This is a genomic window from Nonomuraea sp. NPDC001831, from assembly GCF_042892035.1.
Taxonomy (GTDB): Bacteria; Actinomycetota; Actinomycetes; order Streptosporangiales; family Streptosporangiaceae; genus Nonomuraea.
In genome coordinates this window covers 46,943-63,757 of record NZ_JBIATU010000006.1, presented here as the reverse complement: position 1 = coordinate 63,757, position 16,815 = coordinate 46,943, and the positions used below count along the sequence as shown (strand labels likewise).

18 protein-coding genes are annotated in these 16,815 nt (G+C 74.8%); 8 read left to right on the top strand and 10 right to left on the bottom strand.

The features are described from left to right. The first annotated feature begins 80 nt into the window (after window positions 1-80). A complete protein-coding gene (locus ACFYYW_RS20875) occupies window positions 81-1,286 on the top strand; it encodes an alpha/beta hydrolase family esterase (protein WP_387650703.1) in 1,206 nt (401 codons plus the stop codon). Between the two features lie 70 nt (window positions 1,287-1,356). Here ACFYYW_RS20875 and ACFYYW_RS20870 read toward each other — a convergent pair whose 3' ends face one another. Genes ACFYYW_RS20870 through ACFYYW_RS20860 form a run of 3 tightly spaced genes read right to left on the bottom strand, consistent with a single transcriptional unit; the run spans window position 1,357 to window position 4,355 of the window. Next, a complete protein-coding gene (locus ACFYYW_RS20870) occupies window positions 1,357-2,592 on the bottom strand; it encodes an alpha/beta hydrolase family protein (RefSeq protein WP_387650702.1) in 1,236 nt (411 codons plus the stop codon). A gap of 21 nt (window positions 2,593-2,613) precedes the next feature. Beyond that, a complete protein-coding gene (locus ACFYYW_RS20865) occupies window positions 2,614-3,411 on the bottom strand; it encodes a hypothetical protein (RefSeq protein ID WP_387650700.1) in 798 nt (265 codons plus the stop codon). Then, window positions 3,408-4,355, bottom strand: a complete 948-nt coding sequence (locus ACFYYW_RS20860) for an ABC transporter ATP-binding protein (RefSeq protein ID WP_387650698.1) — start codon at window positions 4,353-4,355, stop codon at window positions 3,408-3,410. Before ACFYYW_RS20860 ends, ACFYYW_RS20865 begins: the two co-directional genes overlap by 4 nt. 134 nt (window positions 4,356-4,489) lie before the next feature. Here ACFYYW_RS20860 and ACFYYW_RS20855 point away from each other — a divergent pair, with 134 nt between their 5' ends. Genes ACFYYW_RS20855 through ACFYYW_RS20845 form a run of 3 tightly spaced genes read left to right on the top strand, consistent with a single transcriptional unit; the run spans window position 4,490 to window position 7,791 of the window. Further along, the gene (locus ACFYYW_RS20855; protein WP_387650697.1) at window positions 4,490-5,761 is read left to right on the top strand and encodes a sensor histidine kinase; all 1,272 of its coding nucleotides are present in this window, start codon (window positions 4,490-4,492) and stop codon (window positions 5,759-5,761) included. Continuing rightward, the gene (locus tag ACFYYW_RS20850; RefSeq protein ID WP_387650695.1) at window positions 5,758-6,423 is read left to right on the top strand and encodes a response regulator; all 666 of its coding nucleotides are present in this window, start codon (window positions 5,758-5,760) and stop codon (window positions 6,421-6,423) included. The genes ACFYYW_RS20855 and ACFYYW_RS20850 overlap by 4 nt, the downstream gene beginning before the upstream one ends. 36 nt (window positions 6,424-6,459) lie before the next feature. Further along, a complete protein-coding gene (locus ACFYYW_RS20845; RefSeq protein WP_387650694.1) occupies window positions 6,460-7,791 on the top strand; it encodes a serine hydrolase domain-containing protein in 1,332 nt (443 codons plus the stop codon). A 42-nt stretch (window positions 7,792-7,833) separates the two neighbouring features. On the opposite strand, the gene ACFYYW_RS20840 is transcribed toward ACFYYW_RS20845, so the two are convergent. Then, window positions 7,834-8,697: a LysR family transcriptional regulator gene (locus tag ACFYYW_RS20840; RefSeq protein WP_387650692.1), complete on the bottom strand. Its 864-nt coding sequence runs from the start codon at window positions 8,695-8,697 to the stop codon at window positions 7,834-7,836. A gap of 71 nt (window positions 8,698-8,768) precedes the next feature. On the opposite strand from ACFYYW_RS20840, the gene ACFYYW_RS20835 reads away from it, so the two are divergent. Further along, complete coding sequence (locus tag ACFYYW_RS20835; RefSeq protein WP_387650691.1) at window positions 8,769-9,467, top strand: gamma-glutamyl-gamma-aminobutyrate hydrolase family protein; 699 nt, start codon at window positions 8,769-8,771, stop codon at window positions 9,465-9,467. Window positions 9,468-9,601: 134 nt separating this feature from the next. Here ACFYYW_RS20835 and ACFYYW_RS20830 read toward each other — a convergent pair whose 3' ends face one another. Continuing rightward, complete coding sequence (locus ACFYYW_RS20830) at window positions 9,602-10,633, bottom strand: hypothetical protein (RefSeq protein ID WP_387650690.1); 1,032 nt, start codon at window positions 10,631-10,633, stop codon at window positions 9,602-9,604. 372 nt (window positions 10,634-11,005) lie between these two features. On the opposite strand from ACFYYW_RS20830, the gene ACFYYW_RS20825 reads away from it, so the two are divergent. Both ACFYYW_RS20825 and ACFYYW_RS20820 read left to right on the top strand, forming a co-directional pair. After that, the gene (locus ACFYYW_RS20825) at window positions 11,006-12,133 is read left to right on the top strand and encodes a sensor histidine kinase (RefSeq protein ID WP_387650688.1); all 1,128 of its coding nucleotides are present in this window, start codon (window positions 11,006-11,008) and stop codon (window positions 12,131-12,133) included. Continuing rightward, window positions 12,114-12,785, top strand: coding sequence for a response regulator transcription factor (locus ACFYYW_RS20820; protein ID WP_352329642.1), 672 nt, complete (start codon window positions 12,114-12,116; stop codon window positions 12,783-12,785). Before ACFYYW_RS20825 ends, ACFYYW_RS20820 begins: the two co-directional genes overlap by 20 nt. Here the strand turns inward: ACFYYW_RS20820 and ACFYYW_RS20815 are convergent. Continuing rightward, on the bottom strand, window positions 12,782-13,213 hold the full coding sequence (locus ACFYYW_RS20815; protein WP_352329641.1) for an SRPBCC family protein: 432 nt from the start codon (window positions 13,211-13,213) through the stop codon (window positions 12,782-12,784). The genes ACFYYW_RS20820 and ACFYYW_RS20815 overlap by 4 nt on opposite strands. Window positions 13,214-13,374: 161 nt before the next feature. After that, the gene (locus ACFYYW_RS20810; protein ID WP_387650687.1) at window positions 13,375-13,659 is read right to left on the bottom strand and encodes a hypothetical protein; all 285 of its coding nucleotides are present in this window, start codon (window positions 13,657-13,659) and stop codon (window positions 13,375-13,377) included. Window positions 13,660-13,858: 199 nt separating this feature from the next. Here ACFYYW_RS20810 and ACFYYW_RS20805 point away from each other — a divergent pair, with 199 nt between their 5' ends. After that, window positions 13,859-14,326, top strand: coding sequence for a GNAT family N-acetyltransferase (locus tag ACFYYW_RS20805; protein WP_387650686.1), 468 nt, complete (start codon window positions 13,859-13,861; stop codon window positions 14,324-14,326). 88 nt (window positions 14,327-14,414) lie between these two features. On the opposite strand, the gene ACFYYW_RS20800 is transcribed toward ACFYYW_RS20805, so the two are convergent. The 3 genes from ACFYYW_RS20800 to ACFYYW_RS20790 all read right to left on the bottom strand — a co-directional run bounded on the left by ACFYYW_RS20800 (window position 14,415) and on the right by ACFYYW_RS20790 (window position 16,739). Further along, window positions 14,415-14,816, bottom strand: a complete 402-nt coding sequence (locus ACFYYW_RS20800) for a hypothetical protein (RefSeq protein ID WP_364415308.1) — start codon at window positions 14,814-14,816, stop codon at window positions 14,415-14,417. A 1-nt stretch (window position 14,817) separates the two neighbouring features. After that, the gene (locus ACFYYW_RS20795; protein WP_387650684.1) at window positions 14,818-15,354 is read right to left on the bottom strand and encodes a dihydrofolate reductase family protein; all 537 of its coding nucleotides are present in this window, start codon (window positions 15,352-15,354) and stop codon (window positions 14,818-14,820) included. A gap of 788 nt (window positions 15,355-16,142) precedes the next feature. After that, a complete protein-coding gene (locus tag ACFYYW_RS20790) occupies window positions 16,143-16,739 on the bottom strand; it encodes a TetR/AcrR family transcriptional regulator (protein ID WP_387650683.1) in 597 nt (198 codons plus the stop codon). Between the last annotated feature and the right edge of the window lie 76 nt (window positions 16,740-16,815).

Below are 16,815 nucleotides of genomic sequence, written 5' to 3'. Positions count from 1 at the left end.
GGTTTCGGCATGCGCGCGTACGGGCGGCCGTGGGAGGCACACTTGCCAGTACGACCATCGGCACGCGTGCGGGGGGCGAGATGGGCAGGAGCGCGAGCATCAGCGCGGCCACCAGCGCGGCCCCCGACCCCAGCAGCACGACCAGCACCACCAGTACCAGCACCACCAGCACCAGCACCAGCACCAGCACCACCTCAAGCGCCGCGGCGACCTGCACCTCGGGCGCCGGTGCGAGCAGCGTTGCGGGCGCCAGGGCGAGCACGACGGTCATGGCGCTGATGTCGCTCCTGGTGGCGGCGTTGTCCGGCTGTGGGGTGCCCTCCCTGCCAGGCGCAGGCGAACGGTCGCCTTCCGCCGGCGGTCAGGCATTCTCCGCAGCGGCACCCTCACCAGGATCGTCCCAGGGAGCGGGGCAGGGGCGGGGGCGGGGGCGGGGGGCGGCGAGCAGGGGGTGTGCCGCCACGGCCGGCCGGCTCACCTCCGGCCCCCACCAGCTCACCACCGCCGGCCTGACCCGCCGCTACCTGCTGGCCGTCCCCGACGGCCCCGGCCCCCACCCCGTGCTGCTCAACCTGCACGGCCTCGGCTCCGACGCCGCCGAACAGGCCGTCTACAGCCGCCTGTCCCAGATCGGCCCAAGCCGCGGCTACATCGTCATCACCCCCCAGTCGGCGCCCGGACGGCTGGCCTGGACCCTGCCGCACACCGCCGGCCCCGACGACACCGCCTACCTGGCCGCCCTGCTCGACGAGGTCGAACGCCACCAGTGCGCCCACCCCGGACGCGAGTTCGCCGCCGGCCTGTCCTACGGCGCCGGCCTGGCCGTCTCGCTCGTCTGCGCCCTGGACGGCCGCCTGAGCGGCGTGGCCGCCGTGGCCGGCATCCCCATCGCCCAGCCCTGCGCCCATCCCGTCCCCACCACGATCGTCGCCTTCCACGGCACCGCCGACCGCCTGGTCCCCTACGACGGCGGCCACCCCGAGCCCGGCGGCGAACTGCGGCACCTGGCCGCGCTCATCGTGCTGCCCCCGGTCGAGCAGACCATGGACGCCTGGGCCGCCGCCCAGCGCTGCTCCTCCCCCGTCACCGGCCGCCCCCTGCGCCGCGTCCGGCTGCGCCTGTGGGCGTCCTGCCCGCGGGGGGCCACGCTGCGCCTGTACACGGTGGACGGCGGCGGCCACACCTGGCCCGGCCCCATCGAGGTGCCCCGGCTCGGCGACACCGCCCGCGACCTGGACGCCAGCCGTCTCATCCTGGACGCCTTCGACCGCGCCCCCACCCGCTGACCGGACCCGCTGACCGCACCGGCAGGCTCACCGCCGCACGAGCGGCGGCGGTGAGCCTGCCGGTGCAAGGTCACGGGTTGTGGAAGCCGACCTCAGGGTTGTCCGGGGTCGGGCCGTCGAGCAGGGGCCGCTTGAGGTGGCGAAGGTGCTGGTCGAAGAAGGCGGCGACGTAGGCGCGGGTGAGCGCCAGGCCGCGTCCGGCGGCGATGGTGCCGGGAGCCGGCGGGCCGATCAGGCTCTGCGGGAGGGCCAGGTCGGTGAAACTGCTGTGCTGGGCCTGGGCGACGGTGAGCCAGCGCTTCCAGCCCCGCAGGGCCTGCCAGGCGCTGTCCCAGGTGTCGTCCTTACCGGGGCTGTGGTCGCGCTGGCTGCCCATCAGCAGGAAGGGGCGATCGCCCAGGCCGGTGGCGGGGAGGGTCGCGCTGATGGTGCCGTCGAGGTTGATCCCGGCCCTGACCCGCTTGTCGGCTGCCATGGTGGCGGAGGCGGCCTCGCCGCCGAGTGAGTGGCCGGCCATGCCGACGCGCTTGGGGTCGATCAGGCGGGCGCGTTTCCAGGCCGGGTGGCGGCCGGTCAGCCGGTCCAGGACGAAGGAGACGTCCTTGGCGCGGTTCCTGGCGATGGCGGCCTTGCCGCCCTCGGGGGGCTTGGGCTGGTCGCACAGGGGTGCGCAGGTGAGCAGGCCGAGGCCGGGGAAGACGGTCCCCGACGATTCGTAGGCGTGGTCGAGCGAGGCGACGACGTAGCCGCGGCTGGCCAGGTCCTCGGCCAGGGAGGTCAGGCTGGCCCGCGGCAGGCCGAGGCCGGGTGAGAGCACCACCAGCGGGTGGCGGCCGTTCCTGGGCGGCGTGCCGGTGCGAGCGTGGGTGCGGATGTCGCTGACGGTCTCAGCGGGCAGGCCGGCGCCGGGGGCCTTGCGCCGCAGCAACGACGCGGCCTCCTCCACCGTCATGAAGGGGGCCGGGGCGCCGGTGGCCGAGCGGGCGGGGTAGTACATCGAGACCATCAGCCGGCGCGGCCCCGATCGGGGAACCCACGGGTCCTCACGGCTGGTGTCGACCAGGTAAAGGACGTCGCGGCCGACCGGATCGGGGCCGGTGGGAGGCGGCAGTTCCAGCCGGGCGGGCGCCGGGGAGGCGGTGGCGGCGGGGCTGGAGGGCGTGGCCGTGACGGCGGCCGTGGCGGTCGCAGTGGCGGTCGCAGTGGCGGTCGCCGCGGCGGTGGGCGTGGCGCAGGCCGTGACGGCCAGGGCCAGGCAGGCCATCAGCGGGAGGACCGGCAGGCGCCGGGACACCAGGGAGTTCATCGGATTCCTTTCGCGCAGCGGTCAGACGTCGCGGCGGTGCACGACGAGCACGGCCAGGACGGCGGCGGCCAGCGGCCAGGCCGCGAACACGGCCCAGGAGCCGGCCACCGTGGGCAGAGCGGGATCGTCACGGAGCTGGGGCAGCCCCAGGCAGGTACGCCAGACGTAGAAGGGGACCAGGGCGTACAGGTCGTTGAGCCACTGGTGGACGGTCGGCCGGAAGAACGTCGGCACGATGACCAGCACCGCGCAGACGGACGCGACGGCGGCCGCGGTGTGCCGCAGCAGCGCGCCGACCCCCATGCCGACCAGCCCCGACACCGGCGCCAGGAGCGCGTTGGCGGCCAGCACGCGCAGCACGCCGGGATCGCCGGGCCCGACGGCGAGGCCGAGGCCGGACAGGACGGCCTGGCTGACGCCGAAGCTCGCGGCCGAGACGAGCACGCCGGTGGCGAGCATCACGCCGCCCACGACGGCCAGCTTGGCGGCCACGACGCGGTGCCGGGCCGGGACGGCGGTCAGGGTGGTGCGGATGAGGCCGGTGGCGTACTCGCCGACGATCGTCAGCGCGCCCAGGACGCCCGCCCCGATCATCAGCATGGTGGCCGACAGCCCGCTGAACGCCTCGCTCAGCGGGCTGAACGCGGCCTTCTGCATCGGCGGGAAGGTCGGCCAGTCGCGCAAGGCGTTCAGGCTGCTCTGGGCGGCGAGGGCGACGATGGCCGGTATGCCCAGGCCGAGCAGCCAGCGGGTGGAGCGCAACGACCACAGTTTGATCCACTCGGCGGCCACCAGGTCCCGCCAGCGGGCGGCCGTCATCGCCGCTCACCCGCCACAGCAGCACGGTGGTCGGCGTGGTGGTGGGCGCGGTGGTCGGCGCGGTCGGCGGTCAGCTCCATGAACGCCTGCTCCAGCGAGGCGCGTCGCGTCGCCAGTTCCCGCAGCACGATGCGCCGCTGGAAGGCCAGCTCGCCGATGCGGGCGGCGCTCAGCCCGGTGACGGTCAGGGCGCCGTCGTCCTCCTGCTGCACGCGGCCGCCCGCCTGGGTCAGCACGGCGGCCAGTTCGGCCGGGTCGCCGCAGCGTACGGTCACCGACGCGCCCGCTGTGCCGCGGGCGGCGAACTCGGCCACGCTCTCGTCGGCGATCAGCTCGCCCCGGCCGATGACGACGAGCCGGTCGGCGGTGTGCTCCATCTCGCTCATCAGGTGGCTGGAGACCAGCACGGTGCGCCCTTGCCCGGCCAGGCGGCGGAACAGGCCGCGCACCCAGCGCACGCCCTCGGGGTCCAGGCCGTTGACCGGCTCGTCGAACAGCAGCACCGGCGGGTCACCCAGCAGGGCGGCGGCGATGCCGAGCCGCTGGCGCATGCCCAGGGAGAATCCGCCCACCCGGCGGCGGGCCACGCTCTCCAGGCCCACCTCACGCAGCACCTCGCCCACCCGGCGGCGCGGCAGGCCGTTGCCGCGGGCCAGCGCCGACAGGTGCGCCGCCGCGGTGTGCCCGCCGTGCACGTCGCCGGCGTCCAGCAGCGCGCCGGCGTGCCGCAGGCCGGCGCGATGACGGGCGAACGGACGGCCGCCGATGGTGGCGGTGCCGCTGGTGGGCCTGTTCAGCCCGAGGATCATCCGCATCGTGGTGCTCTTGCCCGCGCCGTTCGGGCCGAGGAACCCGGTGACGCAGCCCGGCCGGACGGTGAAGGTCAGCGCGTTGACGGCCCGCACCGCGCCGTAGCGTTTGGTCAGTTGGTTGACTTCTATCACCCGGCCAACGGTGTCGCAGGCCGGGCAGGCGGGGCATCTGGCCGCGGGCCGATTCGCCTACCGGCGGGGTGGCCCGCGGGCATAGGCCGGCAGGCCGATGCCCGCAGCGGCGGCCGGTGACTACGATCGGCCGGGTGCGCGAACCAACGCCCAGGCCCCCTTTGACGCAGCGGCTGCCGCACGGCGCGCGGACGGCGCTGTCGTGGTGCGCCGTGGTGGCCTGCCTGCCGCTGCTGTACGTCGTGACGCTGGCCGAGGGCCAGAGCCCGCTGCCGGTGGATGCGACGCACCTCGGGTTCGCCGCCGCGATGGCGGTCCCTGCGGTGTGGGCCCGGCGGCGGCCGTGCGCGGTGCTGGCGGTGCTGGCGGCCGAACTGGTCGCGGCGGCGGCCTGGGGGCAGCCCGCCGAGCGGATCTGGCCGCTGCTGCCGGCGGCCGACCTGCTGGTCTGTCTCATCACGGCCACCCGTAGGCGGCGGACCGGGCTGGTCGCGGCGGCCGCCACGCTGATCGTCCAGCAGGCGGTCTGGCACGGGACCCTGCTGGCCCACGGGCTGCGCGTGGCCGCGCCGGGCTTCCTGGCGCTGTCGCTCCTGCTCGGCCTGGGCGTCGTGGTCGCCTGGACGGCCGGCACGACGCTGCGGCAACGACGCGAGTACGGGCAGGCGCTGCGTGCGCAGGCCGAGCTTCAGGCGGTCACGGCCGACCGGCTGCGCATCGCGCGCGAGCTGCACGACATGGTGGCCCACAGCATCGGCGTCATCGCCATCCAGGCCGGCGCGGGCGCCCGGGTGATCGACAGCCGGCCGGAGCAGGCACGCCAGGCGCTCGGCGCGATCGAGGCCGCCGGCCGGCAGACCCTGCAAGGGCTGCGGCACATGCTCGGCGTGCTGCGCGAGCCGCCGGCCGACGGGGAGCCGCAGACGAGCCCATGGGCGGGGCTGGACGACCTCGACCGGCTCGCCGCCACGACCGCGGCCGCCGGCCTCGAGGTGGACGTGCGCCGCCGGGGCAGGCCACGCCGGTTGCCCGAGGCCGTCGACCGGTGCGCTTTTCGCATCGTCCAGGAGTCGCTGACCAACGTCGTCCGCCACGCCGGCGCCCGCCGCTGCCAGGTCGTCCTGGACTACGCGGCCGGCGAACTGCGCATCGATATCACCGACGACGGACCCGGCACCACAGCGGCCGCGACTCCGTCCGGCGGTGGGTCCGGCAGTGGGTCCGGCGGTGGGTACGGCGGTGGGTACGGGATCGCCGGGATGCGCGAGAGAGCCGACCTGCTCGGCGGCCGCCTCAGCGCCGGGCCGGGCCCGCGGGGCGGCTTCCGCGTCACCGCCGTCCTCCCGCTGCCGCACCCCGCCCCGGCACGCGAGGGCGGCCGCAGCGCTCACGTGGAGGCACGGTGACCGTCCGCGTGCTGCTCGCCGACGACCAGCCGCTGATCCGCGCCGGTCTGCGCATGGTGATCGACGGCACCGCCGGCGTCGTCGTCGCCGGGGAGGCCGGGACGGGAGCCCAGGCCGTCCAGCTCACCCGCCGGCTGCGCCCCGACGTCGTCGTGATGGACATCCGCATGCCCGGCATGGACGGCATCGAGGCCACCCGGGCCATCACCGCCGAATCCCCCGACACGCGCGTGATCATGCTCACCACGTTCGACGACGACGCCAACGTCCACGCCGCGCTGCGGGCCGGAGCCAGCGGGTTCCTGGTCAAGGACATGGCGCTGGAGGACATCCTGTCCGCCGTGCACGTGGTCGCGGCCGGCGACGCGCTGATCGCGCCCAGCGTCACCCGCCGCCTCATCGCCGAGTTCGCCGCCCGCCCCGAACCCCGCCCGCTGCCGCGCGAGCCGCTGGGCGTCACCGCGCGCGAACGCGAGGTGCTGACCCTGGCCGGACGCGGCCTGTCCAACGCCGAGATCGCCGCCCGGCTGCACATCAGCCCCGGCACCGCCAAGGCCCACATCGCCAGCCTGCTCACCAAGCTCGGCGCCCGCGACCGGGTCCAGCTCGTCATCGCCGCCTACGACGCCGGCCTGGTCTCCCCGCAGCACCACGATCGATGAGGGCCAGGCCGGCCGGCGCCGCTAGTCTTGTCGCCCATGAGTCAGGTGGGACAGGTGACGGCCCGCGCGCTGCTGCGCAGGCTGGCCGTCGAACAGGCCGAGTGCAGGGTGCCGTCGCTGACGGCGGCGATCGTCCGCGACGGGCGGACGGTGTGGTTCGGCGGCCGCGGCCGCGTCGGCGACGGCCCGCCGACCCCGGCCACCCAGTACCGGCTGGGATCGATCACCAAGTCGATCGTGGCCGTGGCCGTCATGCGGCTGCGCGACGAAGGCAGGCTCGCGCTGACCGACCCGCTGGAGCGTCACGTGCCCGGCACCGCCGCCGGGCAGGCCACCGTCGCCCAGCTGCTGTCCCACACCTCGGGCCTGACCGCCGAACCGCCGACCGACTGGTGGGAGCGCACCCCCGGCCTGGAGCTGCCCGACCTGCTCAAGCGGGTGGGCCCCGACCAGGTCAGACACCGGCCCGGCCGCCTCTTCCACTACTCCAACGTCGGGTTCGCGCTGCTGGGCGAGCTGGTGGCCCGGCTGCGCGGCACCGACTGGCAGCAGGCCGTGCGGCAGGAGGTGCTGGCGCCGCTGGAGATGAACGCCACCACCGCCCGCCCCCGCGCCCCGCACGCCACCGGCTACGCCGTCCACCCGTGGGCCGACACGGTGCTCACCGAGCCCGAGCACGACGCCGTGGCCATGGGGCCGGCCGGGCAGCTGTGGTCCACCCCGCACGACCTGGCCCGCTGGGCCGCCTTCGTCGGCGGCGACACCGGCGGCGTGCTGTCGCCCGACACCCTGGCCGAGATGCGCGAACCGGCCGGCGTGGCCGACGGCGACTCCTGGACCGTCGGCTACGGGCTGGGCCTGCAACTGGCCCGCGTCGGCGGGCGCCGCCTGGCCGGGCACACCGGGTCCATGCCCGGGTTCCTGGCCACCGTGTGGGCCGACCCGGCCGAACGCGTCGGCGTGCTGTTCATGGCCAACACCACCAGCGGCATGACCGGCACCCTGACCACCGACCTGCTCGACATCCTCGACGAGCACGAGCCGCGCCTGCCCGAGGAATGGCAGCCCGCCCCCGCCGACCCCGACCTGCTGGCGCTGACCGGGCTGTGGCACTGGGGGCCCAAGCCGTACGCGCTGCGGCTGCTGCCCGACCGCGGGCTGTCGCTGGCGCCCGTCGACGGCAGCGGCCGCGCCTCCCGCTTCGTGGCCCAGGACGACGGCACCTGGCTCGGGCTGGACGGCTACTACGCCGGCGAGACGCTGCGCGTGGCCGCCGACCACCTCGACCTCAACACGTTCGTCTTCACCCGCGAGCCCTACGACCCGGCCGCGCCGGTACCGGGCGGGGTGACCGGCTGGCACGCCTGACCCCTCCACCCGCCGCACACGGACCGGCCTGCCTGGGCAGCCTCAGCCCGGCGGGCCGGACAGGGCCCTGGCCAAGGTGGCGGCCGGGCCGGGCGGCAGCGCGCCGTGCACCAGCTCCACACGGTGCACCAGGCGCGGCGCCGCCAGCGGCACCCCCGGCCCGGCCGAGGCCGGCAGCAGCGTCAGCCCGTGCCCGGCGGCCACCAGGTTGAGCACGGTGTGCACGTCGTCGCCCTGGTAGACCAGCGCGGCGGTGAACCCGTCACCGGCCAGGTCACGCAGGCGCGGCAACGGGCACAGCGGCGTCTGCAGCCAGCGGGCGTCGACGAGGTCGGCCAGCCGCAACGCCCGGCGTCCCGCCAGCGGATGCCCCGGCGGCAACGCCACCACCAGGTCCTCCTCGCTGACGCCTGCCGTCGTCATCGGCCCCGACTCCGGCAGGCGCAGCGGGTCGCTGGGCGCGGCGATGCCGTCGGCCAGCCCGAGATCGGCCTCGCCCTCGGCCAGCAGCTCGGCCAGCCGGTCCCGGTCACAGGTGCGCACCTCCACCCGCAGGCGCGGCTGGGCGGCGCGCGCCTGGGCCAGCCGTGCGGCCAGCACGGCGTTGACCGCCAGCGGGGTGGCGGCCAGCCGCAGCCGGTGGGCCGGCTGGGCCGCCGCGCGCAGCACGTCGGCGCGCGCCGCCCGCAGGCGCAGCAGCAGCGGCCCCGCGTGCTCCAGCAGCCGCTCACCGGCCGGGGTCGGCGCCACCGGACGGCGGCCGAGCAGCGGCAGCCCCAGATCGGCCTCCAGCGCCGCGACCTGCTGGGAGATCGCCGACTGGGTGTAGCCGAGCTCGTGGGCGGCGGCCGAGAAGGAGCGCAGGCGGGCCACCGTCACGAACGTGCGCAACAGATTCGGGTCCATCAGCAATGCTTATACCAGGTGCAGACATCATCGTTGGCGCTTAAGGACGGGTGGAGGTCACGATGGGAGGCATGAGAATCGCCCTGGTCGCAGACCGCTCACCCAGCGTCCGGTCCCACGCCCGCGTCCCCCGCCTGATCGAGGCGCTGCGCGAACGCGACGGCATCGCTTTGGACCCCTACTGGATCCCCACCACCGAGGCCGACGACCTCGACGGCTTCGACGGCATCTGGATCATGCCCGGCAGCCCGTACGCCAGCGAGGCCGGCGCGGTCCAGGCCGCCCGCACCGCGCGCGAGCGGCGCATCCCCTTCCTGGGCACCTGCGGCGGCTTCCAGCACATGCTGCTGGAGTACGGCCGCAACGTGTGCGGGCTGGACGTCGCCCACGCCGAGAACAGCCCCGGCGGCGAGGCGTTCCTGCTGGAGCCGCTGTCGTGCTCGCTGGCCGGGCACGAGGGACTGGTGCGGCTGACCCCCGGCTCGCGGATCGAGCAGATCATGGGCACCACGTCCATCGTCGAGGCCTACAGCTGCTCCTACGGCCTCAACGACGCCTACCGCGGGACGCTGGCCGAGCACGGGCTCGTCTTCTCCGGCCACGCCGAGGACGGCATGGTGCGGGTGGCCGAGCTGCCCGGCCACCCGTTCTTCGTCGGCACGCTGTTCCAGCCGGAACTGGCCGGCGACGGACGGCGTCCGCACCCGCTGATCGCCGCGTTCGCCGCCGCCGTGCAGCGCCACGCCCAGCCCGCTGTCGCGGCCCGCTGAGGCCCCGGCCCGTACGGCGGGCCTGGGGGTTGGGAGCCGGCGCGTACCGGGCCGGCGCCGGAAGTTGGCGTGTACCGGGCCGGCTCTGGACGTCGGCGCGTACCGGCTCAGCGCTGGAGGCGGCCCGTACCGCCTCAGCGCTGGAGGCGGCCCGTACCGGCCGGCGTTGAAGGCCAGTCCGTACGGCGGGCCAGCAGCGCCAAGAGAGTGGCCGTCACCAGGCCGAGCACCGCGAGCGAGACCCGGTCGGCGGCCGTCTCACCGTTGGCCAGCACTCCGAAGGCGGTGTGCCCGACCAGCGCGCCGCCCGCCAGCGCCAGGCTGTGCCGCTCGCCCCAGCGGTCGGCGGCCGCCCACCGCCGTACCAGCAGCGCGGCCCCCACTGCCAGCAGCGCCGCGGCCCCCATCGGCGCCGCCACCCAGCCGCCCTGGGTGAAGGCAGGATGCCGGGCCCCGCCGAAGGGGAACAGCAGCGCCAAATACCCGAACGCCACGACCCCGGCCCCCACCGCCACCAGCGCCGGAACGGGCACCCCCGCCGATCCCCCGGCCGCCGGCGGGGACCCGGCTGACGGCGGCGGGACGACCCGCAACGCCAGGACGGCCAGCGCCGCCACCGCCAGCAGCAACCCCGCCTGCACCGGCCACGGCGCCAGGTAGCCGGGGTCCATGAAGGCCGCCGTCCAGCGCAGCAGCAGCACACCCAGCACGAACACCACGCCCGCCACCACCAGCCCGGCCCGTCCCAGGTAGGGGCGGTGGCGCAGCGCCGGGAACAGCAGGTCGGCCAGCAGGATCGGCAGCGCCACGCTGAACACCGCGTGGTAGGGGATGTTCAGCTCGGTGTAGGCGCTGTTGAGACCCAGGACGCGCGGCGCCCACCCGGCCGCGCCGTACAGGGTGGGGCTGGTCAGCGCCTGCAGCGCCAGCCCCTCCTCCACGATCCCGTACGCCGCCCCCAGCAGCAGCACCGACCCCCACCCGCGACCGGCACGGCGTACCAGCTCGCGGATCAGGACGGTGCCCGCGCCGTAGATCGGCGTCCACACCAGCAGCAGCCACGCCTGGCGCAGCGGCGGATTGCCCAGCGTGAGCTCGGCGACGACCGGGGTGAGCCCGGCCAGTACGAGCGCGGCCCACCGGCCGCGTGCCTGAAGGGAGACCATGCCCCCACGTTCCCGTCCCGGGCGGGGGTGGCGCTGCTGGCTTGCGGCCGGTCTGTGGCCACCGCGGTCGTGCACCGGTTGCGACTTTGGTTGCCACGGCCGGTGACCGCGGTTGCCGCCCGGCACGGCGCACGCGGGCTACGATCGGCCATGGTGTTCGGGGCGCGCGGCCCGCAGACGGGCGAGCGGAAACAGGCCGGCCAGGCTGGGCGAACATGGCGGACCTGGGGGGCCTGGTGGGCCGGCAGCTCCGGCGACGGCCAAGACGGTGAGCGAGCCGGTGAGAGAGAAGGCGGGCGAGCCGGTGAGAGAGAAGGTGAGAGAGAAGGCGGGCGGTCGCGGCGGGGGCGGGCCGCGGTTGCCGGAGGGGTCGTGCTCGCCCTGGCCGGCGCCGTCTCGGTGGTGTGGGGAGACCTCGCGCCCGGCACCCCCCGCTGGTACCTGTGGGCCGACGCGATCGGCGGAGCGGCGGCGTGCGCGGCGCTGTGGTGGTGCCGCCGCCGTCCGGTGGCCGCCGGGCTGGTCGCCGTCGCGCTGGCGATCCCGGCCGCCGCCGCGTCCGTCGCCGCCGGGATCGCCACGCTGCTCGTCGCGCTCCACCGGCGTCCGCCCGCGGCCGTGGCCGTCGGGGTGGCGTGGGTTGTGGCGTCGCTGACCAGGTTCGCCCTGCGGCCGCCGGGGCTGGCGCCCTACCCGGTGTGGGCGCTGGTCGCGGTGCTGTTCGGCGGGGCGATCACCGGCTGGGGCATCCTGGCCAGGACCCGCCGGCAACTGCTGGCCTCGCTGGCCGAACGCGCCCGCCGCGCCGAAGCCGACCAGCGGCAACGCGCCGAGGAAGCCCGCCGCGCCGAACGCCTGGACATCGCCCGCGAGATGCACGACGTCCTGGCCCACCGGCTGTCGCTGCTGGCCGTGCACGCCGGCGCGCTGCGCTTCAACGCCGCCGCCACGCCCACCGAGGTCGCCGAGGCGGCCGAGGTCATCCGCGCCAGCGCCCACCAGGCCCTGCAGGAGCTGCGCGGCGTCATCGGCGTGCTGCGCCGGCACCCCGGCGACCAGCCCGCCCACGCCCAGTCGCCGGCCGCCGAGCAGCCGCCGGCCGGGCTGGAGCCGCTGGTGACGGAGTCACGGCAGGCCGGGATGCACATCGACCTGCGCGAACACGGCATACGCTTCGCCGACCTGCCCGAGCCGACCCGGCGCACCGCCTACCGCGTCGTGCAGGAGGGCCTGACCAACGCCCGCAAGCACGCCCCCGACCGGCCCGTCACCGTCGAAGTACGCGGCACGGCCGGCCGGGAGCTGACCGTCGAGGTGCGCAACCCGCCGCCCGCCGGGCCACGGGCCGAGCTGGCCGCCACCGGCGCCGGAGCGGGGCTGGCCGGACTGGAGGAACGCGTCACCCTGGCAGGCGGCCGGCTGGAACGCGGACCGGCCGGCGACGGCGGGTTCCGGCTGGCCGCACGGCTACCATGGCCCCGTGGAGGAGTCGCGGAGTGAGCCCGGCCCGATCCGGGTGCTGATCGTCGACGACGACGCGCTCGTCCGCACCGGGCTGACCCTCATGCTCAAGGGCTCCCCCGACCTGCGCGTGGTCGGGTCCGTGGCCGACGGCGGGCAGGTCCAGGCCGCGGTCGGCGAGCACTCCCCCGACGTGGTGCTGATGGACATCCGCATGGCCGGCCTCGACGGCATCGAGGCCACCCGGCGGCTGCGCGCCCGCCCCGGCGCCCCGCAGGTCATCATCCTGACCACCTTCGACGCCGACGAGCACGTCTTCCGGGCCCTGCGCGCCGGAGCCGGCGGCTTCCTGCTCAAGGACACCCCGCCCGAGGGCATCGTCGAAGCCGTCAAACGGGTGGCGGCCGGCGAGCCCAGCCTGTCGCCCAGCGTCACCCGCCGCCTGATCGCCCACCTGATGCCCGAGGAGGATGACCGGCGGCGCGCCGAGGCCCGCCGCGTGCTGTCGGCCCTCAGCGAGCGGGAGCGCGAGGTGGCGCTCGCCGTCGGGCAGGGCAAGCCCAACGCGGTCATCGCCGGCGAGCTGCACATGAGCGTGGGCACCGTCAAGGGCTACATCTCACGCATCCTGACCAAGGCCGGCCTGGACAACCGGGTGCAACTGGCCCTGGTCGTCCACGACGCCACCTAACGGGCCGGCGCCTCCAGCAGGCGTGCCAGCCTGCGCAGCGAATGCCGGGCCAAAGCCGTCACGATCGGACGCCCCGCCGGCCACAACGCCCGGCCCGCCGCGCCCAGCGGCAGCAGCAGCTCCTCGGCCCAGATCACCCGGCTGCCGCCCCGCCACGGCCGCACCCGGATCGCCCCCCGGCCGCGCACCAGCCGCCCGGTGTGCTCCATCAGCACGTACGACGGCGGCTCGAAGGCCACGATCGTCATCGTGTCCAGGAACCCCACCGGCCGCACCCCGGTGTAGGCCTCCACCCGGCGCTCGCCCACCTGCCGCGCCGACGTCATGAACATCCATTCGCGGTGCCGCGGCCAGTCGGTGATCAGCGCGAACACCTCCTCCGGCCGCGCGGCCACCTCCACCGCCGCGCCCGCGTACACCGGTCCCATCCCTGGCCTCCTCGTGTGCCGGCTCATCCCTCAGGACATGAGATACCTGCTCATGATCCGGCAGGACGAACCCGGCACCGGCCGGTGGCCGACGTGAGAAGGTCCCGCCGCCGGGCTGAGGACTGGGGAAGTCAGACCCGGCGGCGGGACCGGCATCGGGTTCACGACCCCGGCGAGGAGCTCCCGCCGCGGCCGGCCGGGCCGTACGCGGTGAGGTACGGCCTTGCACGACCGGCCGGGCGGTACACGGCTGCGCTGCGGACAACGGCCGGCCCCGCGTCATGGGGGTGACCGTCGGGGTGACCGTGGTGACCGCAGCGGCTCGCGGCCCTGACCGGGGACGTGCCCGTGCCCGTCGCGGCCCGAGCCGCGACGCCGCCGCCGGCGAGCCTGACCGTCGGCACCTCGACGACGGCCTCCGGCCCGCTGACGGCTGTGCCTGTCATGCGCTCCTCCTCCCTGCCCGAGCGGGCGACTCTTGCACCGTGACTACCCCATGTCACTCTCCGTGAAGCTCGATCGCCGGGTAAAATCCCCGGTCAGCAGCCCAAACGCAGGGCAGCGATCACTTTGGGTGAGGGAAACGGCGGCGCGGGAGGCGCGTCCCGGCGGAACTGTCGGCGCCTGGTGGCACACTCGGCAGGCATGAGCGATGACGTGCGGCTGCGGCCCGTCCTGGAGACCGACCTGGAGGTGTTCCTGGAGCAGGAGCACGACGAGGAAGCCGTCCGGCGGTCCAGGTTCGTCCCTCGTGAGCGGGCGGCCTTCATGACTCACTGGGCCACTCGGGTCCTGGGCGATCCCACCGTCCTGGTGCGCGCGGTCACGGTCGGGGGTGAGGTGGCCGGGAACGTGGTGTCCTGGTGGGAGGGCGAGCGGCGTTTCGTCGGCTACTGGCTGGGCCGCCCCTTCTGGGGGCGCGGCGTCGGCACCGCGGCGCTGGGGCTGTTCCTGGCGGAGGAGAAGACCAGGCCCCTGTACGCCGACCCCTTCGCGGGCAACACCGGCTCGGTGCGGCTGCTGGAACGCCACGGGTTCCGGCGCGCCGGCACGGTCCGGCACGGCCAGGACGAGCATCTGCTGCTGGTGCTGGGCGACGACCTGTCCGCCTGACCGGTCAGGCGGGGCGGGGGCGGAGTGTAGGGCCGCCGTCAGGCGTGAGGGCGGCGGCGTTCGGGTGGGGCTGGGGTGACCGCTGGGGTCAGCCGCGGCCGCCCGTGAAGGGGGGCTCGCCGTCCTTCAGTGCGCGGAAGCGCAGCGCCGACCACGTCTCGTCCACCGCGACCTGGCCGTTGGGACGCAGCCCGTACTCGCCGACGATGGGCCACAGCGTGTCGCGGTTGATGTCGGACTTGTTGCCCTTGGGGTAGGCCACCCAGACCACGGGCGGTGCGGTGATGTCGTCGCGGTGCTCGTCCAGGATGCGGTGGGCCGTGGCGGCGTCGGAGGCGAAGATCAGCGCGACGTCCGCCTCCTGGACGGACCCGGCCTCGCGGGCGCCCTCGGGCAGCGGCCCCAGGAGCGGCCGATGGGCCGGGTCGGAGAGCCACACGGTGGTCGTCGGCTTGATGAGCAGCTTGTCGGCGACGGTCTTGGCGGCCATGTCATGCCCTCGTGTAGATCAGGTTCAGCACGCCGGTGCTGAAGGTGGTGGAGGTGGTCAGGGTGAGCGGGATCTGCTCGCGCACGTCGTCGAACAGCCGCTTGCCCGAGCCGACCACGATCGGGTGGAGCAGCAGGTTGAGCTCGTCGAGCAGGCCCTCGCGCAGCAGCGAGACCACCAGGGTGGCACTGCCGACGACCGAGATGTTCCCGCCCGGGCGCTCCCGCAACGCCGCCAGGTCGGCCAGGCTCACGACCTCCGTGTTCTGCCACGACGGCGAGGTCAGCGTGGTGGAGACGACGTACTTGGTCGAGGAGTTCATCGCCTCGGCCATCGGCTCCTTCTCGGGGTCCTGGTGGGGCCAGTACCCGGCGAACTCCTCGTAGGTGTGCCGGCCCAGCAGCATGGCGTCGGCGGCCTGCATCTGCGCGCCGACCGACTCGCCCATCTCGTCGTTGAAGTACGGGAAGTGCCAGGTGTCGGGGGCCTCGACGACGCCGTCGAGGGAGATGAACAGGCCCGCGGTGATCTTACGCATGGTTGTCGCTCCTTGAGTTCCTGAGGTGCCTCAACCTTCCCACCGACAAATCAAGTTGTCAAGACGACTTCCGTTGTCCGAAGCGTGCGACGATCTGAGGTCATCGAGGCGGGAGGCGAGGGCGATTCGTGACGACGGGCCGCTGTTTGGGGCAGCGCGGTAGAACCAGCAGGGCTCGGCGCGGGCCGACTCTGTCGGAGGAAAGGGATCTCCGCCCCGGGGTGGGTGGCTATCGAACCCGAGGCTGCTGTGGACGATCTTCCGGCCGGGAACCACCCCTGCGATGGGCGGGGATCCGATCACAGGTCACGGAAGCTGCTCCCGGCCTGGAGTCCGGGCACGGCCCAGAGGCGGGCCCGAGGGCGGCCCCATGCTGCAGGCCACAACGGCTTTGCGAGAACGGGCGGCAGCGGCTTTCTCGGCACGACGAACGGTCTTCTCGCCGCGCCGGAAACCCGCAGCGGAGGGCAGTTCGGCCGCAGGCTACTGAAAGGTTTCCTGGCCATGAGCTGCCGAGAGCGTCCCGACAAACGGCCCCTGAGGGCGGCCTCGCCGGTCGCAAGCCGCTTCCGCCACGGACGGGGTTCCCGTGGGGCCTGCGGGAACGGCTCTACGGGCGGTGAACAGGTCGCCGGTGGCGGGGTGCCGCGGAACGGCTGTGACTTGTCGCGTGGAGCGCCTCTGGAGGCTCGGGTGGGAGCTTCTGGGGGAACTGCTGGTGGCGCTGGGGGGCTAGAGATGGGCGGTGCGGTGTGAGTTGGAGATGGGGCTGAGCGGTGCGGTGGGGGCTAGGGATGGGGATGGGCGGTGGAGGTGGACAGGAGGGTGAGGGCGGCTTGGCGGGCGTGGTCGGCGGCGGCTGCGTCCTCGTGGTGGGCCGCGACGACGGTCGCGCCCTCGACCAGCATCAGCAGTTGCCGTCCCATCACTCCCGGATCGGCGGCCCCGGCGCGTTCGGCGATGCCGGTCAGCAGCTCGAGGTAGCGGTCCAGGTGACGGGCGGTGATGGCCCGTACGGGCTCGGCGTGGTGCTGGGCGGCGGCGTTCAGCAGGGCGCAGCCGCGGAAGGCCGGGTCGGCGTACCACTGCCGCAGGGCGTCGAACACCGCGGCCAGCTGGGCGCGCGGATCCTCGCCCGCGGCCTGGACGCGGCCGGCCAACCAGCGGGCGACCCGGTCGCTGCGTTCCCGGAGCACGGCCTCTACCAGGCCCTCCTTGGTGCCGAAGTGGCGGTAGAGGGTCTCCTTGGAGATGCCGATCGCGGCGCACAGCCCGGCGACGCCGATGCCGTCGAGGCCGCGCTCGTACAGCAGGTCGGTGGCGGCGCTCAGGATGGCGGCGCGGGTGCGGGCGGGATCGATCGTGGAGCCTTTGGCCACGGGCATGGCTTGGATAGTACCGGTCGGTTCGATCGGCTGCTAACGTCTCGGGTCGTACCGATCGGTTCGATCTAGGGGAGTT